General features: G+C 68.6%; 28 protein-coding genes and 1 tRNA gene. 19 read left to right on the forward strand and 10 right to left on the reverse strand.

Annotation, left to right across the window (positions count from 1 at the left end; genetic code table 11):
• Window positions 1-59: 59 nt before the first annotated feature.
• The gene (locus tag FN829_RS04235) at window positions 60-1,022 is read left to right on the forward strand and encodes a M48 family metallopeptidase (RefSeq protein ID WP_142985750.1); all 963 of its coding nucleotides are present in this window, start codon (window positions 60-62) and stop codon (window positions 1,020-1,022) included.
• Window positions 1,023-1,065: 43 nt separating this feature from the next.
• Here FN829_RS04235 and FN829_RS04240 read toward each other — a convergent pair whose 3' ends face one another.
• Window positions 1,066-1,773 carry a LysE family translocator gene (locus tag FN829_RS04240; protein ID WP_142985751.1) on the reverse strand — a complete coding sequence of 236 codons (708 nt, stop codon included), beginning with the start codon at window positions 1,771-1,773 and terminating at the stop codon, window positions 1,066-1,068.
• Window positions 1,774-1,874: 101 nt separating this feature from the next.
• Here FN829_RS04240 and cofH point away from each other — a divergent pair, with 101 nt between their 5' ends.
• The 6 genes from cofH (at window position 1,875) to FN829_RS04270 (ending at window position 7,644) form a co-directional block, all read left to right on the forward strand.
• The gene (gene cofH, locus FN829_RS04245; protein ID WP_142985752.1) at window positions 1,875-3,263 is read left to right on the forward strand and encodes a 7,8-didemethyl-8-hydroxy-5-deazariboflavin synthase subunit CofH; all 1,389 of its coding nucleotides are present in this window, start codon (window positions 1,875-1,877) and stop codon (window positions 3,261-3,263) included.
• A 118-nt stretch (window positions 3,264-3,381) separates the two neighbouring features.
• Window positions 3,382-4,170 (forward strand): electron transfer flavoprotein subunit beta/FixA family protein, encoded by a 789-nt coding sequence (locus tag FN829_RS04250; RefSeq protein ID WP_142985753.1) that lies wholly within the window; start codon window positions 3,382-3,384, stop codon window positions 4,168-4,170.
• Entirely contained in the window at window positions 4,170-5,120 is a 951-nt protein-coding gene (locus FN829_RS04255) for an electron transfer flavoprotein subunit alpha/FixB family protein (RefSeq protein WP_142985754.1), read from the forward strand. The genes FN829_RS04250 and FN829_RS04255 overlap by 1 nt, the downstream gene beginning before the upstream one ends.
• Before the next feature lie 141 nt (window positions 5,121-5,261).
• Window positions 5,262-5,504: a hypothetical protein gene (locus FN829_RS04260; RefSeq protein WP_185955675.1), complete on the forward strand. Its 243-nt coding sequence runs from the start codon at window positions 5,262-5,264 to the stop codon at window positions 5,502-5,504.
• 135 nt (window positions 5,505-5,639) lie between these two features.
• Window positions 5,640-6,599 carry a DUF5995 family protein gene (locus FN829_RS04265; RefSeq protein WP_142985755.1) on the forward strand — a complete coding sequence of 320 codons (960 nt, stop codon included), beginning with the start codon at window positions 5,640-5,642 and terminating at the stop codon, window positions 6,597-6,599.
• Between the two features lie 61 nt (window positions 6,600-6,660).
• Window positions 6,661-7,644: a replication factor C small subunit gene (locus FN829_RS04270; protein ID WP_142985756.1), complete on the forward strand. Its 984-nt coding sequence runs from the start codon at window positions 6,661-6,663 to the stop codon at window positions 7,642-7,644.
• A 9-nt stretch (window positions 7,645-7,653) separates the two neighbouring features.
• Here FN829_RS04270 and rnhB read toward each other — a convergent pair whose 3' ends face one another.
• Both rnhB and FN829_RS04280 read right to left on the reverse strand, forming a co-directional pair.
• The gene (gene rnhB / locus FN829_RS04275) at window positions 7,654-8,316 is read right to left on the reverse strand and encodes a ribonuclease HII (RefSeq protein WP_142985757.1); all 663 of its coding nucleotides are present in this window, start codon (window positions 8,314-8,316) and stop codon (window positions 7,654-7,656) included.
• A 389-nt stretch (window positions 8,317-8,705) separates the two neighbouring features.
• The gene (locus FN829_RS04280) at window positions 8,706-9,077 is read right to left on the reverse strand and encodes a 30S ribosomal protein S8e (protein ID WP_066411517.1); all 372 of its coding nucleotides are present in this window, start codon (window positions 9,075-9,077) and stop codon (window positions 8,706-8,708) included.
• Between the two features lie 150 nt (window positions 9,078-9,227).
• On the opposite strand from FN829_RS04280, the gene FN829_RS04285 reads away from it, so the two are divergent.
• Both FN829_RS04285 and FN829_RS04290 read left to right on the forward strand, forming a co-directional pair.
• Window positions 9,228-9,593, forward strand: a complete 366-nt coding sequence (locus tag FN829_RS04285) for a ferredoxin (protein ID WP_142985758.1) — start codon at window positions 9,228-9,230, stop codon at window positions 9,591-9,593.
• A 67-nt stretch (window positions 9,594-9,660) separates the two neighbouring features.
• A tRNA-Leu gene (locus tag FN829_RS04290) sits at window positions 9,661-9,745 on the forward strand.
• 469 nt (window positions 9,746-10,214) lie between these two features.
• Here the strand turns inward: FN829_RS04290 and FN829_RS04295 are convergent.
• Window positions 10,215-11,126 carry a 1,4-dihydroxy-2-naphthoyl-CoA synthase gene (locus FN829_RS04295; protein WP_142985759.1) on the reverse strand — a complete coding sequence of 304 codons (912 nt, stop codon included), beginning with the start codon at window positions 11,124-11,126 and terminating at the stop codon, window positions 10,215-10,217.
• A 226-nt stretch (window positions 11,127-11,352) separates the two neighbouring features.
• Between FN829_RS04295 and FN829_RS04300 the strand changes: the two genes are divergently transcribed.
• From FN829_RS04300 to FN829_RS04310, 3 genes are read left to right on the forward strand one after another with little or no spacing between them, the layout of a single operon-like run.
• Entirely contained in the window at window positions 11,353-12,378 is a 1,026-nt protein-coding gene (locus FN829_RS04300; RefSeq protein ID WP_142985760.1) for an ABC transporter substrate-binding protein, read from the forward strand.
• Window positions 12,378-13,190: an ABC transporter permease gene (locus FN829_RS04305; protein ID WP_142985761.1), complete on the forward strand. Its 813-nt coding sequence runs from the start codon at window positions 12,378-12,380 to the stop codon at window positions 13,188-13,190. Before FN829_RS04300 ends, FN829_RS04305 begins: the two co-directional genes overlap by 1 nt.
• Complete coding sequence (locus FN829_RS04310) at window positions 13,178-13,978, forward strand: ABC transporter ATP-binding protein (protein WP_142985762.1); 801 nt, start codon at window positions 13,178-13,180, stop codon at window positions 13,976-13,978. Before FN829_RS04305 ends, FN829_RS04310 begins: the two co-directional genes overlap by 13 nt.
• A 57-nt stretch (window positions 13,979-14,035) precedes the next feature.
• Here FN829_RS04310 and FN829_RS15810 read toward each other — a convergent pair whose 3' ends face one another.
• A complete protein-coding gene (locus FN829_RS15810) occupies window positions 14,036-14,197 on the reverse strand; it encodes a hypothetical protein (RefSeq protein ID WP_185955676.1) in 162 nt (53 codons plus the stop codon).
• 145 nt (window positions 14,198-14,342) lie between these two features.
• On the opposite strand from FN829_RS15810, the gene FN829_RS04315 reads away from it, so the two are divergent.
• Together FN829_RS04315 and FN829_RS04320 are read left to right on the forward strand one after the other, a co-directional pair.
• Window positions 14,343-15,194 carry a universal stress protein gene (locus tag FN829_RS04315; protein WP_142985763.1) on the forward strand — a complete coding sequence of 284 codons (852 nt, stop codon included), beginning with the start codon at window positions 14,343-14,345 and terminating at the stop codon, window positions 15,192-15,194.
• 102 nt (window positions 15,195-15,296) lie between these two features.
• On the forward strand, window positions 15,297-15,695 hold the full coding sequence (locus FN829_RS04320) for a helix-turn-helix domain-containing protein (RefSeq protein ID WP_142985764.1): 399 nt from the start codon (window positions 15,297-15,299) through the stop codon (window positions 15,693-15,695).
• Window positions 15,696-15,900: 205 nt separating this feature from the next.
• Here FN829_RS04320 and FN829_RS04325 read toward each other — a convergent pair whose 3' ends face one another.
• Together FN829_RS04325 and FN829_RS04330 are read right to left on the reverse strand one after the other, a co-directional pair.
• The gene (locus FN829_RS04325) at window positions 15,901-16,251 is read right to left on the reverse strand and encodes a DsrE family protein (RefSeq protein ID WP_185955677.1); all 351 of its coding nucleotides are present in this window, start codon (window positions 16,249-16,251) and stop codon (window positions 15,901-15,903) included.
• A 180-nt stretch (window positions 16,252-16,431) separates the two neighbouring features.
• Complete coding sequence (locus FN829_RS04330; RefSeq protein WP_142985765.1) at window positions 16,432-16,656, reverse strand: hypothetical protein; 225 nt, start codon at window positions 16,654-16,656, stop codon at window positions 16,432-16,434.
• Window positions 16,657-17,060: 404 nt separating this feature from the next.
• Between FN829_RS04330 and FN829_RS15815 the strand changes: the two genes are divergently transcribed.
• From FN829_RS15815 to FN829_RS04350, 5 genes are all read left to right on the forward strand, one after another.
• Window positions 17,061-17,222 carry a DUF7512 family protein gene (locus tag FN829_RS15815; protein WP_185955678.1) on the forward strand — a complete coding sequence of 54 codons (162 nt, stop codon included), beginning with the start codon at window positions 17,061-17,063 and terminating at the stop codon, window positions 17,220-17,222.
• Window positions 17,219-18,307 (forward strand): sulfite exporter TauE/SafE family protein, encoded by a 1,089-nt coding sequence (locus FN829_RS04335; protein WP_142985766.1) that lies wholly within the window; start codon window positions 17,219-17,221, stop codon window positions 18,305-18,307. Before FN829_RS15815 ends, FN829_RS04335 begins: the two co-directional genes overlap by 4 nt.
• A gap of 99 nt (window positions 18,308-18,406) precedes the next feature.
• Window positions 18,407-18,751, forward strand: a complete 345-nt coding sequence (gene trxA, locus FN829_RS04340) for a thioredoxin (protein ID WP_142985767.1) — start codon at window positions 18,407-18,409, stop codon at window positions 18,749-18,751.
• A 46-nt stretch (window positions 18,752-18,797) separates the two neighbouring features.
• Window positions 18,798-19,916 (forward strand): aminotransferase class V-fold PLP-dependent enzyme, encoded by a 1,119-nt coding sequence (locus FN829_RS04345; protein WP_142985768.1) that lies wholly within the window; start codon window positions 18,798-18,800, stop codon window positions 19,914-19,916.
• Window positions 19,916-20,473, forward strand: coding sequence for a class I SAM-dependent methyltransferase (locus tag FN829_RS04350; protein ID WP_142985769.1), 558 nt, complete (start codon window positions 19,916-19,918; stop codon window positions 20,471-20,473). The genes FN829_RS04345 and FN829_RS04350 overlap by 1 nt, the downstream gene beginning before the upstream one ends.
• A gap of 163 nt (window positions 20,474-20,636) precedes the next feature.
• Here the strand turns inward: FN829_RS04350 and FN829_RS04355 are convergent, their stop codons facing one another.
• From FN829_RS04355 to FN829_RS04360, 3 genes are all read right to left on the reverse strand, one after another.
• On the reverse strand, window positions 20,637-21,431 hold the full coding sequence (locus FN829_RS04355; protein ID WP_142985770.1) for an HpcH/HpaI aldolase family protein: 795 nt from the start codon (window positions 21,429-21,431) through the stop codon (window positions 20,637-20,639).
• A complete protein-coding gene (locus tag FN829_RS15820; protein WP_185955679.1) occupies window positions 21,428-21,583 on the reverse strand; it encodes a hypothetical protein in 156 nt (51 codons plus the stop codon). The genes FN829_RS04355 and FN829_RS15820 overlap by 4 nt, the downstream gene beginning before the upstream one ends.
• 96 nt (window positions 21,584-21,679) lie before the next feature.
• The gene (locus tag FN829_RS04360) at window positions 21,680-21,919 is read right to left on the reverse strand and encodes a PRC-barrel domain containing protein (RefSeq protein WP_142985771.1); all 240 of its coding nucleotides are present in this window, start codon (window positions 21,917-21,919) and stop codon (window positions 21,680-21,682) included.
• Window positions 21,920-22,225: the final 306 nt, after the last annotated feature.

Here is a 22,225-nt window from a genome sequence, read left to right on the forward strand (position 1 = left end):
TACGGCTTTCCCTCCGGCACGACGCGACGGGTTTTGTCCCTGCGGCGCGTAGAGAGCGCATGACCCGGCTCGCCTTCCGGTTCGCGACGGCGACGGTCGGCGTCGTCCTCCTCGCGGGGTACCTCGCGGCGGCGCTCGTCGTCCTCCGGGCGCTCCGCGCGCTCTGGGCGCTCCGACCGGGAACCGTCGAGTCGGTCGTGCTGCTCGTCGCCGCCGCGCTCGGCTCCGCGTACCTGAGCTACCGGTTCGGGGCGGCGCGGCTGCTCGACGCCGTCGACGCCGACCCGATCCCCCGGGCGAACGCCCCGAGACTCCACCGCCGGCTCGACGCGCTCGTCGAGCGGATGGACGTCGACCGCCCGACGCTGTACGTCGCGGACGCGCGAGCCCCGAACGCGTTCGCAGTCGGCGGCTCCGGCGGCGACGCACTCGTGATCGACCGGTCGCTCTTCCGGCTGCTGTCGCCGCCCGAACTCGAGGGGATCCTCGCACACGAGCTCGCACATCTCGAGACGAGGGACGGGCTCGCGGCCGCGATGATCGACGGCCTCGGGCGAAGCGTCATCGGCCTCGTCGCGCTCGCGACGCTCCCCGCCCTGCTGGCGCTGTCCGGACTAGCGGAGGGATCGGCGTGGATCCGCGGGCGACCCGGCGATCGCTCGGGCGCATTCGCGCGGCTCCATCGCCTCCTCGCCGGAGGAGTGGTCGCCGGGTTCGTCCTCGCGACGCTGCTCGCGCGAACCCGCTCGCGCAGGCGGGAGTTCGCGGCCGACGACCGGGCGGCGGAGGTGACCGGCGACCCGCTCGCGCTGGCTCGGGCGCTGCGCCGGATCGAGCGCGCGAGCGACCCGTCCTGGCCGTTCGCTCCGCTCTCGACCCACCGCGACACGGGCGATCCGCTCGAGCGCTGGCTCTCGACGCACCCGCCGACCGCCGACCGGATCCGACGGCTTCGGGAACGCGCCGAGGCCGAGTCGGACCGGCGGGGCCGAGAGGGGTGGACCGGCGTGCCGGTTCGGTGAGATCCTCTCCCGCGCACCCAGTGATCACTCACCTGGCGACCGCTCACCCGAGGAGCACCCACGCGCCGAGCAGGAGCAGGATCGCGCCCGCGACCCGGTCCAGCAGGCGGCCGGTCGCCTCGGACCGGAGCACCCCCGCGGCCCCATCGGCGACGAGTGCGACGACGCCGAGGTACGCGGCCGTGAGCGAGGCGTAGGTGACGCCGAGGAGCGCGATGGCCCCGCTCTCGGCGCCGAATCCGCCGAGCGGGGCGAGACCCCACCCCTCGACGCCGGTCCCGACGCCGACACCGCCGGACACGCCACCGTCGACGCCACCGATCCCGACGCCGCCGCTTTCGACGAACCCCGGCAGGAACGCGAGGAAGAACAGCGCGACCTGCGGGTTGAGCGCGTTGACGAGGAACCCCTCGCGGACGCCGTCGCCGCCCGTGGACGACGCCTCCTCGCCGGCGGATCGGAGCGTGTCGACGCCCAGATAACAGAGGTAGATCCCGCCGGCGATCCGGACGACCCGCTCCGCGCCAGGCACGGCCCGGTACACCGCAGCGACGCCGATCACGACGAGCGCGGTGTGAAAGAGGATCCCGGTCGTGACCCCGAGGGCGGCCCGGAGGCCGGCCCCTCGGTCCTCGAGCCCACACGAGAGCACGAACAGCGTGTCGGGCCCTGGCGTGACGATCAGCGTCGCCGCCGCCAGCACGAACAGGGCGTACGTCGGCGGATCGAGCGGGAAACCGGCGGCGACCATCGTCTCCCGGAGGAGCCGCGGGGAATAAAAAAACCGATCGGCGTTGCCGGCGGGTGCCGTGACCGCCCCGTTTTTATCCGTGGGGCCGGGACGGTAGGGGGATGACGACGGATCCCGACCTGGACCCGAACGACTTCGGCTTCCCCGAGCCGGCGACCGACCAGTCGTTCGAGAACGCCCTCGCGAAGGCCCGCGACGGGATCCGGCTCTCCGTCGACGACGCGACGGAACTGCTCGCGACGGGGACCGACGTCGACGGGATCGACCCGAACCGAAAGGAGGCGGTGCTGGAGGCCGCCGACCGCCGCCGCGCCGAGGAGGTCGGCGACGAGGTCACCTTCGTCGCCAACCTCAACAACAACGTCACCACCGCCTGTAACACGGGCTGTCTGTTCTGTAACTTCAAGGACAGCGCACACGCCTTCGAGGCCGGAAGCGACGCGGAGCACGCGGGGTTCACGAAGACGCCGACGGAGTCGCGGGCGATCGTCGAGGACGCCCTCGAGATGGGGATCTACGAGGTGTGTTCGGTCTCCGGGCTCCACCCGGCGTTCGCGCTGAACGACGAGCACCACGAGATCCTCGCCGCACACGACGACCCCGCGAGCGCGGTGAACTACAAGCCCCCCGAGGCGTACGCGATCGATCCGGGGACCTACCTCGAGCAGATGAACGCGATGTCGGTCGGCGGCGTCCACCTCCACTCGATGACGCCGGAGGAGGCGTACCACGCGAGACGGGGGACCGACTGGAGCTACGAGTCCGTCTACCGCGAACTGGCCGACGCCGGGCTCGACTCCGCGCCCGGCACGGCTGCCGAGATCCTCGTCGACGAGGTGCGCGACGTGATCTGTCCGGGGAAGATACGCACCGACGACTGGGTCGCGGCGATGGAGGGCGCGGCCGCCGCCGGCCTCGACGTCACCTCGACGATGATGTACGGCCACGTCGAGACGGTCGAACACCGCGCGGAGCACCTGAAGGTGATCCGCGACCTCCAGGACCGGATCGGTTCGATTACGGAGTTCGTCCCGCTCTCGTTCATTCATCGGAACACGCCGCTGTACCGGCAGGGCGTCGTCGATTCCGGTCCCTCCCGCGACGAGGACGAACTGGTCGTCGCCGTCGCGCGGCTCTTCTTGGACAACGTCGATCACGTCCAGGCGTCGTGGGTGAAATCCGGCGACGAACACGGGCTCAAACTCCTCAACTGCGGCGCCGACGACTTCATGGGGACGATCCTCTCCGAGGAGATCACGAAGCGCGCGGGCGGCGAGTACGGCGAGTACCGCTCGTTCGACGACTACGTCGAGATGATCACGGCGATCGGCCGCACTCCGGTCGAGCGGTCGACCGACTACCGCACGCGCCGACGGATCGACCCCGACGACGGCCCGCACGGGCCACGGCTGGGTCCCCGCGCCGACGGCACCCCGATGCTCCCGAACCGAGCGGGAGGCGGCGGCGACCCCGCGAGCGCGGACGACTAGAGCCGTCGTGGACGACTAGAGCCGCACCGAATCACCGCTGATCTCCGCCGGCGAGCGTCGGCGTCGCGGCGGGACGCGTTCCGAAAACCATTACACCACGACCGCCGGAGGAACGTTCATGAAAGTCCTCGTGACCGTGAAGGAGGTCGGGGAGGCCGACGACGACTTCGAGATCGAGGGGACCGACATCGCGGCGTCGGACCTCGAGTACGACCTCAACGAGTGGGACGACTACGCCGTCGAGGCCGGCGTCCAGCTCGCCGAGGCCGGGATCGCAGACGAGGTCGTCGCCGTCACGATCGGCCCGGAGCGCGCCGAAGAGACGATCCGGATGGCCCTCGCGAAGGGCGCCGACCGCGCGGTCCGCGTGTGGGACGACGCCTTCGAGGGGACCTTCGCCGACGTCTCCTCGAAGGTCGACGTCCTCGAGGCGGTCGTCGACGAGGAGGAGCCGGAACTCGTCTTGAGCGGCGTTCAGGCGGCCGACACCGCCTTCGGCGCGACCGGCGTCGCGCTCGCAGAGCGGATCGGGTTCGACCACGCCGCGGTCGTCAACGACCTCGATCTCGACGCCGACGCGGGCGTCGCGAACGTCCACCGCGAGCTGGAGGGCGGTATCGAGGAGCTGACCGAGGTGGACCTGCCAGCCGTGTTGACCGTCCAGACCGGGCTCAACGAGCCGCGGTACGCCAGCCTTCGCGGGATCCGACAGGCCCAGCGCAAGGAGATCGCCGCGAAGGACCTGGGTGACCTCGGACTCACCCCCGCCGACGTCGAGAGCGCGCTGACGCTGACTGAGATGTACGAACCCGAGAGCGACTCCGACGCGGAGATCATCGAAGGCGACGCCGGCGAGGCCGCGGGTCGCCTTGCCGATGTCCTTCGAGAGAAGGGGGTGGACGCGTAATGAGCGACGTGCTCGTCGTCTCCGAACACCGCCGCGGGGAGCTTCGCGACGTCTCTCTCGAACTGCTCACGGCCGGCCGGGAGCTGGCGGACGCCCTCGGCGGCGACCTCCACGTCGGCGTCGTCGCCGGCGACGTCGAGCGGTTCGCGGACGAACTGAACCGGCCGGGCGTCGACCGGATCCACACGGTCGAGAACGGCGAGGAGTTCGATCACACCGTCTACGCGGCAGCCGTCGACACGCTCGTCGACCGGATCGACCCGACCGCGGTGCTCACGCCGAACTCCGTCAACGGCCTCGATTACGCGCCCGCGATCGCCGAGCGGCTGGACCTTCCGCTCGTCACCGACGTGCTCGGTTTCGCGTACGACGACGACAGTCTGACTGTCACCCGAGAGATGTACGGATCGAAGGTCGAGACGACCGTCGCCGTCGAGGGCGACCGCTTCTGTCTCACGGCGCGAGGCGGCGAGTTCGCCCCCGCAGAGGGCGTCGGCGACGCCGAGGTGGAGGCCGTCGACGTCGAGACGCCCGAGTCGGGCGCGCGGGTCAAGGGCTTCGAGGAGGTCGGCGGCGGCGACGTCGACATCGCGGACGCGGACGTGCTCGTCTCCGTCGGGCGCGGGATCGGCGAGGAGGAGAACCTCGAACTCGTCGAGGAGCTCGCCGACGCGCTCGGCGCGACGCTCTCCTCCTCCCGGCCGATCGTCGACAACGGGTGGCTTCCGAAGAACCGGCAGGTCGGCCAGAGCGGGAAAGTCGTCACCCCCGACGTGTACATCGCGGTCGGCATCTCCGGGGCCGTCCAGCACGTCGCCGGCATGAAGGGCTCCGAGACGATCGTCGCGATCAACACCGACCCGAACGCGCCCATCTTCGACATCGCCGACTACGGGATCGTCGGCGACCTCTTCGACGTCGTCCCCGAGCTCATCGCCGAGTTCGAGTGAGGTCGGCGCGGGCGGAGCCGACGACTCGTGTCGGCGGCCCGTGACGAACCACGTCTCGTTCCGTCCCGTCTCGTCCCATCCCGTCCTTCCCCGTGTCCTCTCGACGAAAACCCTATACTACCCGTCGCAGATCCCTTGGGCATGCCACATGTTCGGGGGACGATCCACGGCATCGCGGCGATGGTGACGCTCGTGGTCGGGTCGATGCTGACGAACACGATCCGGGCGGAGTTCGAGCTGTTCGCCCAGCTCGCCGCGACGACGACGCGGCTCCTCGTCGACGTCGCGAATCTACCGATCTCCGAGGAGGTCGCCGAGGTCGTCGTTCCCGTCGGGGTGTTGATGGGGATCTGGGTGTTCGCCTACGAGCTCCAGCGGCTCTGACGGGAGATCGGCGGCCGGAGCCGCGACCGCCATCGTCGTCATCGCCGCCACGTCATCGCCGCCAGCGTTTTCGTGTCCGGCCGTGTACCGAAGGGAGAACGGTTCTCGCCATCACGTCGTGGCCGCTCACACCACATGCGTCCCATCCGCGCCGCGATTCCGACGACCGCCGAGATCAGAGCCCTGTTCGGCGCCTACCGGCGGGCGACCGACGTGGACGTCGGGACGCTCACCGCGGAGCTCGACGACGAACCGGACGCGATGCTTTTGGATCTGCTCGCCGAGCCGTTCGCCTCCGTGGAGGACGTCGACGACCGGCTGAGCAGAGCCGAGACGTATCTGCGCGAACGGAACGACGGGCGCGCGGTGTTTCTCACGGTGTACACGCGGATGACGGAGGCGGTCGCCGACGGGCTGGAGACCGGATTCTTCGACGACTCGGAGTGGGTCGCGTCGTACCTCGTCGCGTTCGCGGAACGCTACCGGCGGGCGCTCGTCGCCTTCGAGCGCCGCGCGTTCGGGAGTTCATCGCTCCCGCACGCGTGGCTACTGGGGTTCGAGGCCGCGGTCCGCGGGGAGAACCTCGTCCTCCAGGACGCCCTCTCCGGGATCAACGCCCACATCACCTACGACCTCACGTACACGCTCCGGGACGTGGGTATCGATCCGGACCGCGACCGTAAGCGGACGGATCACGACCGGATCAACGCAGTCCTCGCCCGCCTCGTTTCGGCCGTTCAGGAGGCGCTCGTCGCGGTGTACGACGCCGCAGGCGTCTCCGGAGCGGAGGCGCTTTTCGACCCGCTCGACGACCGACTGATGCTCCTCGGGCTGGAGGGAAGCCGGGAGTTCGCGTGGCGCAACGCCGTACTGCTCGCCGATCTGCCCGCGTGGCTCGGCGAGCGGTACGTCGGCTGGCGGACGCGGACCGCATCGACAGGGGCCGCCGCGCTCGTGCTCGCGCCGCGGATCGATTCGGAGACGCGCAGCGCGCTGAAGGAGGTCGAAGACGACGTGCTGACGCTGACCGCGTTCCGAGACGAACTCGAGCGACGGCTTCCCCCGCCGGTGCCGGACGAGCGGGCGGGCGAGTGACCGACCTCGCGCCGTCGGGTTCTCGGTTCGTTTATCACCCCGCCGACCCCTCGATCCGTGTATGAGCGAGGGGTCTTCGCCGGCGGCGACCGCGACGGGACGCGAGATCTGGATCGAGAAGTACCGCCCGCAATCGCTGTCGGACGTCCACGGCCAGGAGGCGATCGTCGAGCGACTCCAGAGCTACATCGACCAGGACGACGTTCCGCACCTTCTATTCAGCGGCCCTGCCGGTGTAGGAAAGACGACCGCCGCCACCGCGATCGCCCGTGAGATATACGGCGAGGACAACTGGCGCGGCAACTTCCTCGAACTCAACGCCTCCGACCAGCGCGGGATCGACGTGGTCCGCGACCGGATCAAAGGGTTCGCCCGATCGTCGTTCGGCGGCGACTTCCGGATCGTGTTCCTCGACGAGGCCGACAGCCTCACCGATGACGCCCAGTCAGCGCTCCGCCGCACGATGGAGCAGTTCTCCGACAACACCCGTTTCATCCTCTCGTGTAACTACTCCTCGAAGATCATCGACCCGATCCAGTCGCGGTGTGCGGTGTTTCGCTTCTCACCGCTCTCCGACGAGGCGGTCGCCGCGCAGACCCGCGAGATCGCCGCCGCCGAGGGTATCGAGGTGACCGACGAGGGCGTCGACGCGCTCGTCTACGCCGCCGACGGCGACATGCGTCGGGCGATCAACTCGCTTCAGGCCGCGGCGACGACCGGCGACGTGGTCGACGAGGAGGCAGTGTACGCGATCACGGCGACCGCCCGGCCGGAGGAGATCGAGTCGATGGTGACCGACGCGCTGGCTGGCGATTTCACCAAGGCGCGCGCGACGCTCGACACGTTACTCACCGACACCGGGATGGCCGGCGGCGACGTGATAGACCAGCTCCACCGGTCGGTGTGGGAGTTCGACCTCCACGAGCGCGAGGCGGTCCGGCTGATGGAGCGGATCGGGGAGGCGGACTACCGGATCGCCGAGGGCGCGAACGAACAGGTCCAACTCGAGGCGCTTTTGGCGGCGCTGGCGCTGCGTGAGGAGTAGCGCGCGCGATCAGAACTCGTCGAGTCCCGACTGCTCGGCGGCCGCGAGCGCGTCCGCGCACGTCGACCACGACCGGCGGGCGTGCGGCGGGACGTCGCCGTGGTCGTCGACGTACTCGCGGAGGAATCGACGGGTCGTCGGGTCGCTCGGGTAGCCGCTTCCGATCCCGTCGTACGCGGGGTACGCCGCGTCGATGGCGGTCATTCGGGCGTCGCGAGCCACCTTCGCGACGACGCTCGCCGCGCCGACGACGGGGTCGGACTCGTCCGCGCCGTGGGCGGCATCGACGCTGACGGATCCGACGGTCTCAGTATCGGTCACGAACTCCCGCAGCCGCCGCGCGAACCGCGCCTCCGAGGTGTCGCCCGCGTCGGCAACGACGCGGTCGCCGGCCCGCGCCACTTCCCGCACCGCCCGCGCCTGCCCGCGGACGGTGAGCGTGTTCATGTCCGTGTCGGGCGCGTCGATCTCCGCGGTCTCGACCGTCGCGACCGCGACGGCGACAGCGTCGCTCGTGCGGAGTTCCGCCGCGATCTCCCGCCGTCGCTCGGGGGCGACGCGCTTCGAGTCGTCGACGTCGGCCGGCAGGCTCCCCGGGTCCGCGCGCACCGCCGCGGCGACCATCGGCCCGAGCACGGGTCCCTTTCCGGCCTCGTCGACGCCGACGTACACGTCCCGACCGGGGGCGGGGACGGACAAATACCTTGAGATCGGTCGGCAGTCACGGAACGGAAGCGGTCGGCGTGTGTCTCCAAGCGGCCCGGCGGGGCGCGAGGAGCCCGCGCGAGGTCGCCGGCGCGTAGCGCCGGCTGCCAGAGGGACCGAAGGTCCCTCGCTGGAGGCGGCGGGCCGGCGCGGCTCGCCCGCGACGGTCCGCCCGCCGAGGTTGGGGAGGCGTGAGGTGCGTTCCCGCGAGCGATAGCGAGCGGGAGCACGGAAGTCGCAGCGCCGAGCGAAGCGAGGCGACCGTCTTCCGGCGGGGTCGTGCGGGGTGGGTCGAAGTCGAGACTACGAGTCCACGAACTCGCGACGGTCCGGAAATCCGGACCGAGAGAAGGACTCTACTCGATCAGGACGGCGTTGACCTGGCCGGTCTGGCCGGGGCGGGAGGTGACGCGGGCGCGTCCCTCCGAGGTCTCGATGACGGCGCCCTTGGTCACGATGTTCCGGCGGACGTAGTTGACGTTCGAGGGGTTCTCGACGACGTCCTCGATGTCGGCTTCGACGACCTCGTCGCCGTCGGCGACCTGCGCGACGTTCGTCGCGAGCGCGCGGACCTTCCGCTCGTTGCCGCGGGAGTCGATGTACTGAACGCGGGTCTCGCCGACCGTCGTCTCGGCGGGCTCGCGGCCGAGCTGGTGGCGCTTCTTGTTCGAGGCGTGTTTCAGTCGGCCGCCGGTTCGCTTGCGCGTGGAGCGTCCCTGGTCTTTCATGTGCGTACGAACAGCCAGCGAATACTTGAACCGTTCGACTCCGGACGGGGCGGCGTCTCGCGGCCGATCCCGACCGATACGGACTCTTCGCCGGCGACCGGGAGCCGCGCGACCGACAGACGAAAGTCCCGTCGTCACCGATCGACGGGTATGAGCGACGACAACGCGGGGGACGCCGACGGAGACGACGGCGGCGTCCTCTCCGCGAGCGACATCGGCGGCGAAGGACCGCCGGTCGAGGAGAAGCCGTACAAGATCGTCTTCGAGGCCAACAAGTGCTTCGGCGCGGGGAAATGCGCGGAGGTCGCCGACAACTGGGAGATGGACGTGGTGAGCGGGATGGCGAAGCCGCGGACCTACTACGTCGGCGAGGACGACCTCGAGGAGAACGTCCGGGCCGCGGAGGTGTGTCCGGCCAAGAAGGAGCGCGGCGTCATCCACGTCGTCGACCGGCGGACGGACGAGGAGATCGCGCCGGACCCGCACGGCGACGGGACGCTCTCGGTCGACTGGTAGGGATCGGCTGGTGGAGGCCGGCCGTATCCGAAAGGGGTTTGACCGCGCCACCGGAAGCGATGGGTGCGCGGGGGTGGCTGAGCCTGGCCAAAAGCGGCGGACTTAAGATCCGCTCCTGTAGAGGTTCGAGGGTTCGAATCCCTTCCCCCGCATACCTGCGGCGAGCAATCCGCGAGCCGCAGGTCTCTGATCAGAAGGGTTCGAACCCAGAAAGTCGCAGCCCGGACCGGCGAGCGGAGCGAGCCGCATGCCCGGACCGTCTTTCGTTGGTTCGAATCCCTTCCCCCGCATGCTGTCGCGAGCACTTCGCGAGCGACAGCACTCGGCAGGAGGGATTCGAAGCAGGGAGCGGGAGGTGAGCGAGCCGCGACGCGGCGAGCGAACGGGAGCGACCGTGGTTCGAATCCCGTCTCTCACGGTTCCGTGATGCGCTACTCGCGAGCGACGGGAGCCACAACACGCCCTCCGAAGCTCCGCCCGGCTCGACCCGCACAGTCCCGCACCTCACGCCTCCCCAGCCTCGCCGCTCACTCCGCTCGCGGCGTCCCTCGCGGTCGGGTTCGCGCCCGTCGGGCGCTCACCGGCGCGCCGACCGCAGGTTGGACGGTCACAGGAGCTGGGTCAGTAGTGCCAGGGGTAGTCGCCGAAGTCAGGGTCGCGCTTCTCGAGGAAGGCGTCTCTCCCCTCCTGGGCCTCCTCGGTCATGTACGCGAGCCGGGTCGCCTCGCCGGCGAACACCTGCTGGCCGACCATGCCGTCGTCGGTCATGTTGAACGCGTACTTCAGCATGCGCATCGCGGTCGGCGACTTGCTCGTCATCTCCTCTGCCCACTCCAAGGCGACCTCCTCGAGTTCCTCGTGGGGGACCGCCTCGTTGGCCATCCCCATGTCGACGGCCTCCTCGGCGGAGTAGGTCTTCCCGCGGAAGAACACCTCGCGAGCCTTCTTCTGGCCGACCTGCTTGGCCAGATAGGCGGAGCCGAACCCGCCGTCGAAGGAGGCCACGTCGGGGTCGGTCTGGAGGAACTTCGCGTGCTCGTCGCTCGCGAGCGTGAGGTCACAGACGACGTGGAGCGAGTGGCCGCCGCCGACCGCCCAGCCGGGGACGACCGCGACCACCGGCTTGGGCATGAACCGGATCAGTCGCTGGACCTCGAGGACGTGGAGCCGACCCGCCTTCGCCTCGCGCACGAGCGGGTCGTCCGCCTCGTCCGCCTCGTCGCCGTCGCGATACTCGTATCCGGAGCCGCCCCGCACGGACTGGTCGCCGCCGGCGCAGAACGCCCAGCCGCCGTCCGTCTCCGAGGGACCGTTACCCGTCAGGAGGACGCAGCCCACGTCGGCCCGCTTTCGGGCGTGATCGAGCGCGGCGTACAGCTCGTCGACGGTCCCCGGTCGAAAGGCGTTGCGGACCTCGGGGCGATCGAACGCGATCCGGACGACCGGCGCGTCGCGGGCGCGGTGGTACGTCACGTCTTCGAACTCGTCCGTGACCGGTTCCCACGCGTCGGGGTCGAAGATATCCGAGACCATGTCGGAGGGTCGGGCGGCGGCGACATAAACGGGGGCGAGTCGAGGCGGTCGATCTCGAAGACCGGCAATCCTTACGGCTATCGAGGACGCCCCCGATCGGCGGTATCGGTGGAGAACCAGGTCGAGCACCGAGTGTCCTCGGGTCTCGGTGGACTAGCGCGTCATCGGTACGGTCGGCGCTTGCTGGTGGCGCGAGGGTATTGATCCTCGACCTCCTTGGATCGGCATGAACCAGCGAAACGCGGGAGCCTCGCGGCGGTCGTTTCTGGCGGCCGCGGGCGGAACGGCGACGATCGGGCTCGCCGGATGTCTCGGCGGCGACGGCGGCGGACTCGACGAGCTGACCGTCGCGCACATGCCGATCTACCCGGACCTCCAGTGGTACGTGATGGAGGGTGAGGGGTACCTCGAGGACGTCGACGCCGAGGTCACCGGCGAGGAGTTCACCGACGGTCCAGCGATCGTCCAGGCGTTCGGGGGCGGCGACATCGACGTCGCGATGTTCGGGATCGTGCCCGCGATGATCGTCATCGACCGCGGGATCCCCGCGCAGGTGACCGCGGCGAACGTCCGCGAGCCGATGGGGATCATGGCCGAGTCCTCGTTCCACGACGTCTTCGAGGCGGAGGGCGCGGAGGCGTTCGAGACGTGGGCGACGGAGCACGGTCGTCCCTTCCGGTTCGGCACGTTCCCACAGGGGAGCGTGCCGGACGTGTTGCTCCGGTACTGGCTCCGGGAGGTCGGCGTCGACCCCGAGACGAACGACGCCGTCGAGATCATCGAGATAGGCGGCGCGAGCGCGGTCTGGCAGGCGATCGCCAACGACGAGATCGACGGCACCTCGATCATGGAGCCGGTGCCGACGATCGCGGAGGCCGAGGACTCCTCCGTGGCGATGCTCCGGACCGCCGCGGAGATACTCCCCGGCCAGCCGGCCGCGGTCACCCTGATGAGCGACGAGGTCCGCGAGTCGCCGCTCGCCGCGCAGTTCCTCGAGGGGCACGTCCGCGCCACCGAGTTCATCGGCGCGGAGCCGGACGCAACCGCCCGACACGTCGAGGAGGGCATCGGGATGCCGGCCGACCGCGCCCGGCGCGCGCTCGACTCGCCGCTGTCGAACTTCGTCACGGACCCCGCCGAGATCACCGACGCGACGCCGGTGTTCTCCGAGTTCGCGGCGGACAACGGCCAGATCGACGAACGGCTCTCGAACGACGAGATATTCGATCTCGAGGTCTACGACTCGCTCTGATGGCCACGGACACCTCGGGACGGCTCGACGGGAGGGACGACACGGGGGCGTACGCCGGCCTCGGTCTCGCCGATCCGATGCGGCTGCTCCGCGGCGTCGCGGGGGTCGTCGGCTTCCTCGTGCTCTGGTATCTCGTCTCGCTCACGCAGCCGGCGTACGTGTTGCCCTCGCCCGCGGCGGTTGGGGCCCGGTTCATCGAGGAGTTCGCCTCGGGTACGATGACCGCGGCGCTGGCGTCGAGCGTCCGCCACTGGCTTCCCGGTACGGTGGTTGGGACCGGGCTCGGCGTCGGTGCCGGCGTCGCCTTCTCCTGGAGCGGGTTCCTGGACGACCTGACCGCGCCGCTCGTTCGAACCCTCCGGCCGGTCCCGCCGCTCGCGCTGATCGGGTTCGCGATCGCGTGGTTCGGGATCAACGACGCCGGCGCGGCGTTTATCATCGCCGTCGGCGCGTTCTGGATCAACTTCTACGCGGCCTACGGCGCGGTCGAGGGCGTCTCCGAGGACCTGATCGACGTGGGGCGGACGCTCGGGATCCGCGGCGACCTCGACATGGTCAGGTCGGTCGTCCTCCCGGCCGCGCTGCCGGGGATCACGATCGGGATCCGGACCGGCCTCGGTCGGTGCTGGATGCTCGTGGTCGCCGCCGAGATCTTCGGCGTGCCGGGCGTGGGGCGAGAGATACTGCGCGCGAGCAATAACCTGCTCGTCGACAAGGTGATCGCGTACATCCTCGTGTTGAGCCTGCTGTACCTCCTCGTCGACGTGGCGTTCCGCGCGATCCAACGCCGGGTGTTGACATGGCAGGCGTGAACGGGGAGCCGGCAGCGGTCAGCGCGGACGACGATCCGGGCGTGGTCGTCGACCGAGTCGGCAAGACCTACGATGGCGACGGCGACCCGGTCCGCGCGCTCGACGACGTCTCCTTTTCCGTCCAGGAGGGGGAGTTCGTCTGTCTCGTCGGTCCCTCCGGCTGCGGGAAGACGACGCTGTTCCGGGTCATCGCCGGACTCGCCGACGCCACGGACGGCGAGGTTCGACTCGGCGGGACCCCGGTGACGGGTCCGACGACCGACATGGGCGTCGTCTTCCAAGAGTACCACCTGTTCCCGTGGCTTACCGTCGAAGAGAACGTCGGATTCGGGCTGGAGCGGAGCGATCCGTCCGGAGGAGCCGCCGAACGCGCGGCGCGGGTCGACGAGATGCTCGACCTCGTCGGGCTGACGGAGTTTCGCGACTCGTATCCGAAGTCGCTATCGGGCGGGATGAAACAGCGCGTCGCCATCGCGCGGGCGCTCGCGGTCGATCCACACCTCCTGTTGATGGACGAGCCGTTCGGCGCGGTCGACGCGCAGACCCGCGAGATGCTTCAACGCGAGCTGCTCGACGTGTGGGCGTCGACGGGGAAGACCGTCCTCTTCGTCACTCACGACGTCGCCGAGGCGGTGACGCTGGCGGACCGGATCGTGGTAATGGCCGCCGAGCCGGGTCGCGTCCGCGAGGTCGTCGACGTGGACGTCGACCGACCGCGCGAGCGCGGCGATCCGGCCTTCGGCGAGCACGTCGCCCGCGTGCGAGAGTTGATCGGCGCGCGTCCCTGACGGCGCACGTCCCTGATCGACCCGCTCTCACCCGTCCCTCGCTTCCTCGTCACGGAGTCACTCCTCGAAGGCGTCTCGCAAGTCGTCGGCGTGGCTCCGGAGCACCGAGACGGTCGCGTCGGCGTCGGCGTACCCCTGCTCGTACTGGTCGAACGTCGCGTCCGCCTCCTCGAGGAACCGGTCGACCGCGGTCGCGAGATCGGTCTCGTCGTCGGTCATGTCCGGAGGATGTGCCGCCGTCGGGTTATATCGCTCGACGATCCGACCGCGGGTTTTATCTCCGGACCCGAGTATTGTACGGTATGGAGAATACTGCTCGGGCGAGCGGGACGACGGAACGGACGTGCGGACGGGAGGGGGACCGATGACCGGGAAGTCGGCCGTGCTGGCGACCGACCTCTCGACGGCGAGCGAGACGATGATCGAGTCGGAGACGGGGTTGAACTGTCTCTCGCGGATCGGCGTCGACCGGATCCACCTCGTGACGGTGGTCCCCGCTAACGTCCACTCCGGGATGCCCGGCATCGACTTCGAGAAACGGCGGAAGCGCGGGCTTCGCCGCTACCGGGAGACGGTCGAGGCGGCCGGGTTCGACGTCGAGACCCACGTGGTTCGAGGGACCCCTCACCGACGGATCAACGGGATCGCGGGCGCCGTCGGCGCCGATCTGATCCTCGTCGGCTCCCGCGGGAAGAGCCCGCTCGAGAATCGCGTCATCGGGTCGACGGCGCGGAACCTCGCCCGGACCACGGTGGTGCCGCTTCTCGTCGACCGGATCGAACGCGGCGTCGACGACCCCGAGACGGTGCGACGACACCTGTTCAAGCGGACGCTGTTCGCCACCGACTTCTCGGAGAACGCCGAACGTGCCTTCGAGACGTTCGAGTACCTCCGGCACGCGACCGAGGAGGTCACGCTGGTCCACGTGCGGTCGCCGAAGGACGACACCGGCGACGAGGGCGACGTGGAGGCGCGGCTCGGCGAGCTCGAGGACCGCCTCGATTCGTGGGGGCTCGAGGCTCGGACCGACGTCAGGCGGGGCGACCCCGCAGCGGAGATCCTCGCCGCGGAGCGCGAACACGAGCCGAGCACGCTGCTCCTCGGATCGCGCGGCCGGAGCCGCCTGCGGCGGCTGCTCTTAGGCAGCGTGAGCGAGGAGGTCGTCGTGAACGCGACCGGCAACGTCTTCTTGGTGCCGCCGCCGCGGTCGGCCTGACCTCACGGCGGCGAATATCGGCGCGTCCGAGTCTCTCGTGCGGAATTGTGTGTTACATACACAAGCCTTTTACGTACACCCGTCGTAGTCGTGGGTAATACCATGCCAGACTCGTTGGCCGAACAGCTCCGGAGCGACATGGAGTGTGAGGGGTTACTGGAGTGTTTCCACGGGCTCAAACCGTTGGACCGAGAGTGTTTCCAGGTACTCGTCGAGAGCGAAGAGCCGCTGACGATCGACGAGATCGGCGAGGCCGTCGATCGGGAGCGCTCGACCGCCTACCGCGCGGTCCAGCGGCTCCTCCAGACCGGATTCATCAGCAAGGAACAGATCAACTACGAACAGGGCGGTTACTACCACGTCTACCAGCCGACCGATCCCGAGAAGATATCGGGTGAGATGCAACGGATGTTGAACGACTGGTACGCGAAGATGGGCCAACTCATCCAGGAGTTCGAGGACAAGTACGAGGGCGCCGAGTCGGTGACCGCCTCGACCTGATCGGAACGAGCTACCTCGAACGGATCGAACTCGGTGAAACAGCTCCGTTGAGGTCCGCAATCAGAGATCCATTCTGACCCGGCGGTGGTCAGTACGGTCACCTTTCTCATCGTCGGGTGCCCTCATCCACTGCGTTCGCTTCGGGAACCACTTCTCAAAAACAACCTGGAGAAAAAGCCGACTCCGCCGTCGAACCGACCGTGACTCACCCGACCGTCACGACCCGATCCGCGGTCGTCACGACCTCGAGGAGGTCGTTCATCGTCGAGACCGGACAGACATCGCTTCCGTCGCGCTTCCGCATCTCCAGACACGTCCCGCACGCGAGCAGCTCCCCACCGGCCTCGTCGAACGCCTCCATGCGCTCTCGTACGTCGAACTGGTCGTCTTCGATCTCCTCGGCTTCGACGCCTTCACCGAGGAGGAAGGCCGAGACGTCCCGTCCGTCCTCTACCGCGGTGATACCGAGCCGGAACGCGTTCCACGCCCGCTCGGGATCGGCGGTCTCGAGGACGATACCCAACTGGTCCACGTCGTCGTCCGGTGTGTCGGACATGTATTGTACAATATAACCAATACCAAATAAGACTATCGTCACACCGAGATCGGACGGCGCACGCCACGATCGGACGCCGCCGCGTCGCTCTCGAACGGCGGTTCGAGGAGACGGTGACGGCCGCGAAAACGCGACGAGCACCGGATCGAATCGGCAGATTCCGGCTCGGCGGATCCCGGCTCAGCGGCGGCGGAGCGCGTAGGCCGCGTAGCCGACCGCGGCGAGCAGCCCGGTGAAGAGCAGGCTCCCGGTCGCGGCGGGCGTGGTCGTGACGTACTCGCCGAACGGGTCGGTGAGCGCGATCACGCCCACGGTGAGGCCGACCCCGATCAGGATCGTCACCGCGCCGAACGCCTTGAACGCCGCGTCGAGGTCGATGCGCGGGGAACGCGATGAGTGACTCATGCCCTAGAGTACGCGTTCCGTACATAAATGGACGGGTGCGGATTCTCACGCGCGGGGAACGCGTTCGGCGCGAGATCAGGTGGAGTCGTGTTATGAAGTCCCACTGAAACACCACGCCCGATCGAGAAACGGTCGTCGTGAGCGACGACGGGAGTCCGCTCACGACCCGGACGATGGTCTGCGATGAGGAGCCGCATCCGAGTCGGCGGATCGTCACCGCCGATCCGGATCATCGAAAATAATATGAGTTGGTTATCCATCGTTCCCCGTCTCTCACGCGAATATAGTATTGTATAACTAACCCAAAACCGTTATATCTCCCTGTCGGCTACCTTCGGGTACATGACCGACATCGATCGATCGACTCGGCACGGAAGACGGGCGTCGGGAGACGGTGGGAGCCGATGACCGGTACGGAACTCCTCACGGGCGCGTCGCCCTCGATACAGGCACTCGCGGTGATCGGGGTCGTCCTCCTCGAAGCGATCGTCCTCTACGTCGGGTACGGGGCCGTCGAGGAAGCGGTCGGGTCAGCCGTCCTGGATCGGCTCGCAAACGGGAGATGATCGGCTCGTTCGCGGCGACCGAGCTACTCGGTCTCGCCCCGGAGATGATCGGCCTGTTCGTCGCCTTCGGCTTCATGGTCGGCGTGTTCTTCGGGTTCTTCGGGATGGGTGGCTCGTTCCTCGTCACGCCCGCGCTCCTGATCTTGGGGTACCCGGCCCCGGTCGCCATCGGCAGCTCGATGGCGTTCGTGTTCGGGACCGCGGCGATCGCGACGCTGAAACACCACGACGCCGGGCAGGTCGACTACAAGCTCGGCGCGCTGATGTTCGTCGGGATCACCCTCGGCATCGAACTCGGGAGCCGGCTCGTCTTCGGGCTCGAGGTGTTGGGGATCGCCAACGTCGTCGTCGGCGTGGCGTACGTGCTCCTGCTCGCGGCGATAGGCGTGTTGTTCACGCGGAGCGCGCTCGACACCGACGACGAAGACGCCGGAGACAACGGCGAGGTCGGCGACGGAGGCGAGGACGGAGACGATGATGAGGCCGAAGACGACGAGGACGAGGTTCCGGCGATAGCCCGGAAGATCCAGTCGTACGAGATCCCGCCGATGGTCACCCTCGCGGACGGCAGTCGGGCGTCGCTGTGGACGATCTCCGGCGTCGGCGGCGGCGTCGGGCTCGTCTCCGGGTTCCTCGGCGTCGGCGGCGGGTTCGTCCGCATGCCCGCGATCTACTACGTGATCGGCACGTCGCTCGCGGCCGCGGTCGGGACCAGCCTCTTCGGTGGACTCATGTCCGGGGCGGTGGGCGCGTTCACTTACGGTCGCGCGGGCGTGATCGACCTCGGGATCGTCACGGCGCTGCTCACGGGCAGCGCGCTCGGTGCGCGGATCGGCTCGAGCGCGACCGCCTACGTCGACGAGGAGGACGTGACCATCTACTTCGGGCTCATGCTGCTCGTCGCCAGCGCCGCCGTCGGGATCGGAGAGCTCTCCGCGTGGCTTTCGATGCCGATCCTCGACCGACTCAGCTTCGTCCTGCTGATCGGGTCCGCGCTGCTCGTCTGTGCGGTCATCCTCTATCACGGCGCGCTCGCGGTGCGGCGAACCCGCGGCGTCCCCGGTTCGGCCCGGAGCGGCGAGTGAGCGATCGTCCAGTAGCGGGCGCACCGTCCCTTTCTCCGACGGGAGTATTGTATTGAATATCCAAAACCGTTATGGGCGTGGGGCGTGTATCCATCGGTGATGACACAAACCAGCGAATCCGTGCCGACCGAACCCGTCGGACTCGAGAACGCGGCCGACTTCGACGACTTCGTCGCCGAGCACGACGTCGTGCTCGTGGACTTCTACGCCGACTGGTGTGGACCCTGTCAGATGATGGAACCGGCGGTCGAGGCGGTCGCGGCGGAGACGGACGCCGCGGTCCTCAAGGTCGACGTGGACCGGCATCAGGGACTCGCCGGCGAGTACGGCGTCCAGGGCATCCCGACGCTCCTGGTGTTCGCCGACGGTGAGGTCGCCGACCGGATGGTCGGCGCACAGACCGAGGACGCCCTCCGCGAGGCCGTCACCGGCCGTCTCGAGTGATGTGCGGCTCGACACCGACGCCCGCTTCGATGGCGGTGGTGGCCGCATGACCCCGCGTGAACTGCGGGCGGACGTTCCGGCCCTGGACGAGGACACGGCGTACCTCAACTACGGTGCGCACGGGCCGAGCCCGGAGTACGTCGTCGACGCCGCCGCCGACTTCCTCGCCGACCACGAGTACGACCCGATCGGGACCGACCCCTACGAGCGCGCGTTCGGGACCTACGAGACGGTCCGCGAGCGGATCGCCGAGTTCCTCGGGGCCGACGCCGAGGAGATAGCGCTGACCGAGAGCACGACCGACGGGATCGCGCGGATCGCCGCCGCGATCGACTGGGAGCCCGGCGACGTCGTCGTCCGGACCGATCTCGAACATCCGGCGGGCGTACTCCCCTGGCGGAAGCTCGAGGAGGAGGTCGGAATCGAGGTCCGCGTCGTCGAGACCGAGGACGGTCGGATCGACCGCGACGCCTACGCCGAGGCCGTCGCGGACGCGCAGCTCGTCTGTTTCAGCGCGATCACCTGGACGCACGGCACCCGGCTGCCCGTCGAGGACCTCGTCGAAACCGCGAACGACGCGGGCGCGTTCACCCTCGTCGACGCGGTCCAGTCGCCGGGGCAGGTCCCCGTCGACCTCCACGCGTGGGGCGCGGACGCGGTCGCGGGTGCCGGCCACAAGTGGCTGCTCGGGCCGTGGGGAGCGGGCTTCCTCTACGTCGACCGCGAGACCGCGGACGGGATGACGCCGGGGTCAGTCGGTTACCGCGGGGTCGAGACGCCGACCGCACGCGACATCGAGTACGCGCCGGGCGCGAAGCGCTTCGAGATCGGGACCACCACGCCGGCGGCGCACGTCGGGCTGCTCGAGGGGATCGACGCGATCGAGTCGATCGGTCTCGACGCCGTCACGGACCGGATCGAGGACCTCACCGACCGCCTGAAGGAGGGGATCGGCGAGGAGCGACTGCTGAGCCCGACCGAGTACGAGACCGGGCTCGTGACGGTCGACGTCGCGGAGCCGGAAGCGACCGTCGAGCGGCTCCTCGATCGGGGGATCGTCATTCGTGACCTCCCGCATCCGGACGCGGTCCGCGTGTCGGTTCACGCGGTCTCGACGGAGCGAGAGATCGACGACGTCGTCGAGGCGCTGAACGAGGAGCCGTAATGGGGTTTCACACGTTCGACGCTGACCGCGCGGCGAAGCTCGAGGACCCCGAGCGCTACGCCTGGGTCTCCCGCGAGGAGCTGATCGACGTGGTCGACCCCGCCCCGGACGCCACGGTCGCCGACCTCGGCAGCGGAACGGGATTCTACACCGACGACGTCGCGCCCCGCGCCGGGATGGTGTACGGCGTCGACGTCCAGGCGGAGATGAACGACCGCTACCGTGAGAAGGGGCTTCCCGAGAACGTCGACCTCGTCGAGAGCGACGTGGCCGACCTCCCGTTCGACGCGGCCGCGCTCGACGCCGCCTTCTCGACGATGACGTTCCACGAGTTCGCCGGCGACGACGCGATCGCCGAGCTCGCCAGGGTGGTGCGGACCGACGGACGCCTCGCGATCTTCGACTGGTCCGCCGACGGCGACGGCGAGGCCGGACCGCCGCTCGACGAGCGATACGACCTCGCGGACGCGACCGCGATGCTCGAGGCGGCCGGCTTCGAGGTGGTCCACGGAACGACCCGCACCGAGACGTTCGCTATCGTCGCGCTGGCACCGTAAGGGGAGATCGGGAAACGTCGGCTCGGTTGAGATACTCAGGCGGGAGTGCTGATCCGCTTCCGGACCCGGTGGATGTGGTCCCGCGTCGGACTATCGACCCGTCCGTCTATCCGTCACTCGTCGGCGGAAGGCGACGCACCCGAACGGACGGAAACGACGTGGGTCAGGTGTCGTTCGGTTCGTAGGCCTCGAACCAGTCAGTGACGGCTCCCTCGATCGCCCCGGTCGTGCTCCCGATATTCAGCATCTGGTAGCCGTTCGCCGCCTTCTCGTTGACGTCATCCATGCCGAGCCCGAGACCGGCGACGGGGACGTCCGCGTCGACGGCCGCCGATCGAACCGTCTCGACGGCTTCGGCCACGTTCGGATGGTCGATCTCGCCGGGGTGGCCGAGCGATACCGAGAGGTCGAACGGGCCGACGAAGACGAAACCCAACTTCGGGACCGCCAGGATCTCGTCGAGGTTCTCGATGGACGCCTCAGTCTCGATGGTCACGCCGACGAGGGTCTCCCGGTCCTCGGTGGCGACGTACTCGTCGGCGAGACCCCAGCGAGACGCCCGCGGCGATGCCAGTCCCCGATCGCCGGGGCCATCGTCGTAGCGAAATCGGGCGGATCGGACCGCATCTCGGACCTCTCCGGCGGTTTCCACGCGGGGGAGGAACACGTTTCTCACCCCGAGGTCCAGCGCTTTCCGGACGAGCGTCGGGTCGGTGTCGGGAAGCCGAACGAGTAGTTCCACGCCCGTCCGTTCGGCCGCACGGAGCAGGTCCTCCACCCGACTCCCGTCCCACGGGTCCGGGCCACCGTGTTCGAGATCCAACCAGACGAAATCGACGCCGAGTTCGCCGTAGAACTCCACCAGCGTCGGACTGTACGTGTTGTCGAGTACGCCGAGCGCGACGTCTCCGTCGTCCAGGGTCGCGGCGAGGTCGTTGGCAGGTCGGGAGGCGTTCATAGCCCACCTGACGGGAGAGTACCCGTCGGGACGGCTTCGCCGGTCGTCGACCCGGCCTCAAGGCCGTCGATCCTCGCTCGAACTCCCCTCCGGCCCTCGCCATCCGTTCCGTTCGACTCTTCAATGATCTGTACTTCGATCGCTTCTTTCATCGTTTCGGATGCGTTCATCACGTTCCAACCGTTCCGTCCGAACGGGGTTTGACTCGGATTCGATGCCTCCGCCTCGACGCTGCCGTCGGTTGGCAGTCAGCGCTTGAGTCGAACCTCGTCGTCGGTGATACCGTCGATGCGTCCCGATTCGAGCAGATAATCGTCCGCATCCGCGTCTCCCCACCCGAGTTTAGAACGGATGGAATCCGCGATTCCGGGGTCCGGGTCGACGTACGCTTTCCCGTTTTTGACCTGTGTAACCATCCCGATCTTCTTGCCCTTGGAGTTGACCACTCGCTTCCCCTCGTCGTCATCGGATACCTTCGTTCGTTCCATCGCGTGTTCTCGGAGGGGACTCCGGCGGATTGTTATGGATGCCATATCCGTACACGAAACCAATAATTCTCCGTTACCGGGAGTTCACAACGGCACGTCCGGCGATCCGGGCCGCAAACACCGACTGGTCGGTACCGTTCATACCGGTTCCATCGAAACACGATCTCGTTGATACTGTTCCCCCGATCGTGGTCAAGATAGCCTAAGCAACTGCTGTGTTGAATAGATGCTGAGTCACGGTCACAGCGGCTCACACAGCGGTTCTATGTTGGTGATGGCGAACATCAAGACAATCTCACGGAACTG

This window comes from Halorubrum cibi (assembly GCF_900182635.1).
GTDB lineage: Archaea > Halobacteriota > Halobacteria > Halobacteriales > Haloferacaceae > Halorubrum > Halorubrum cibi.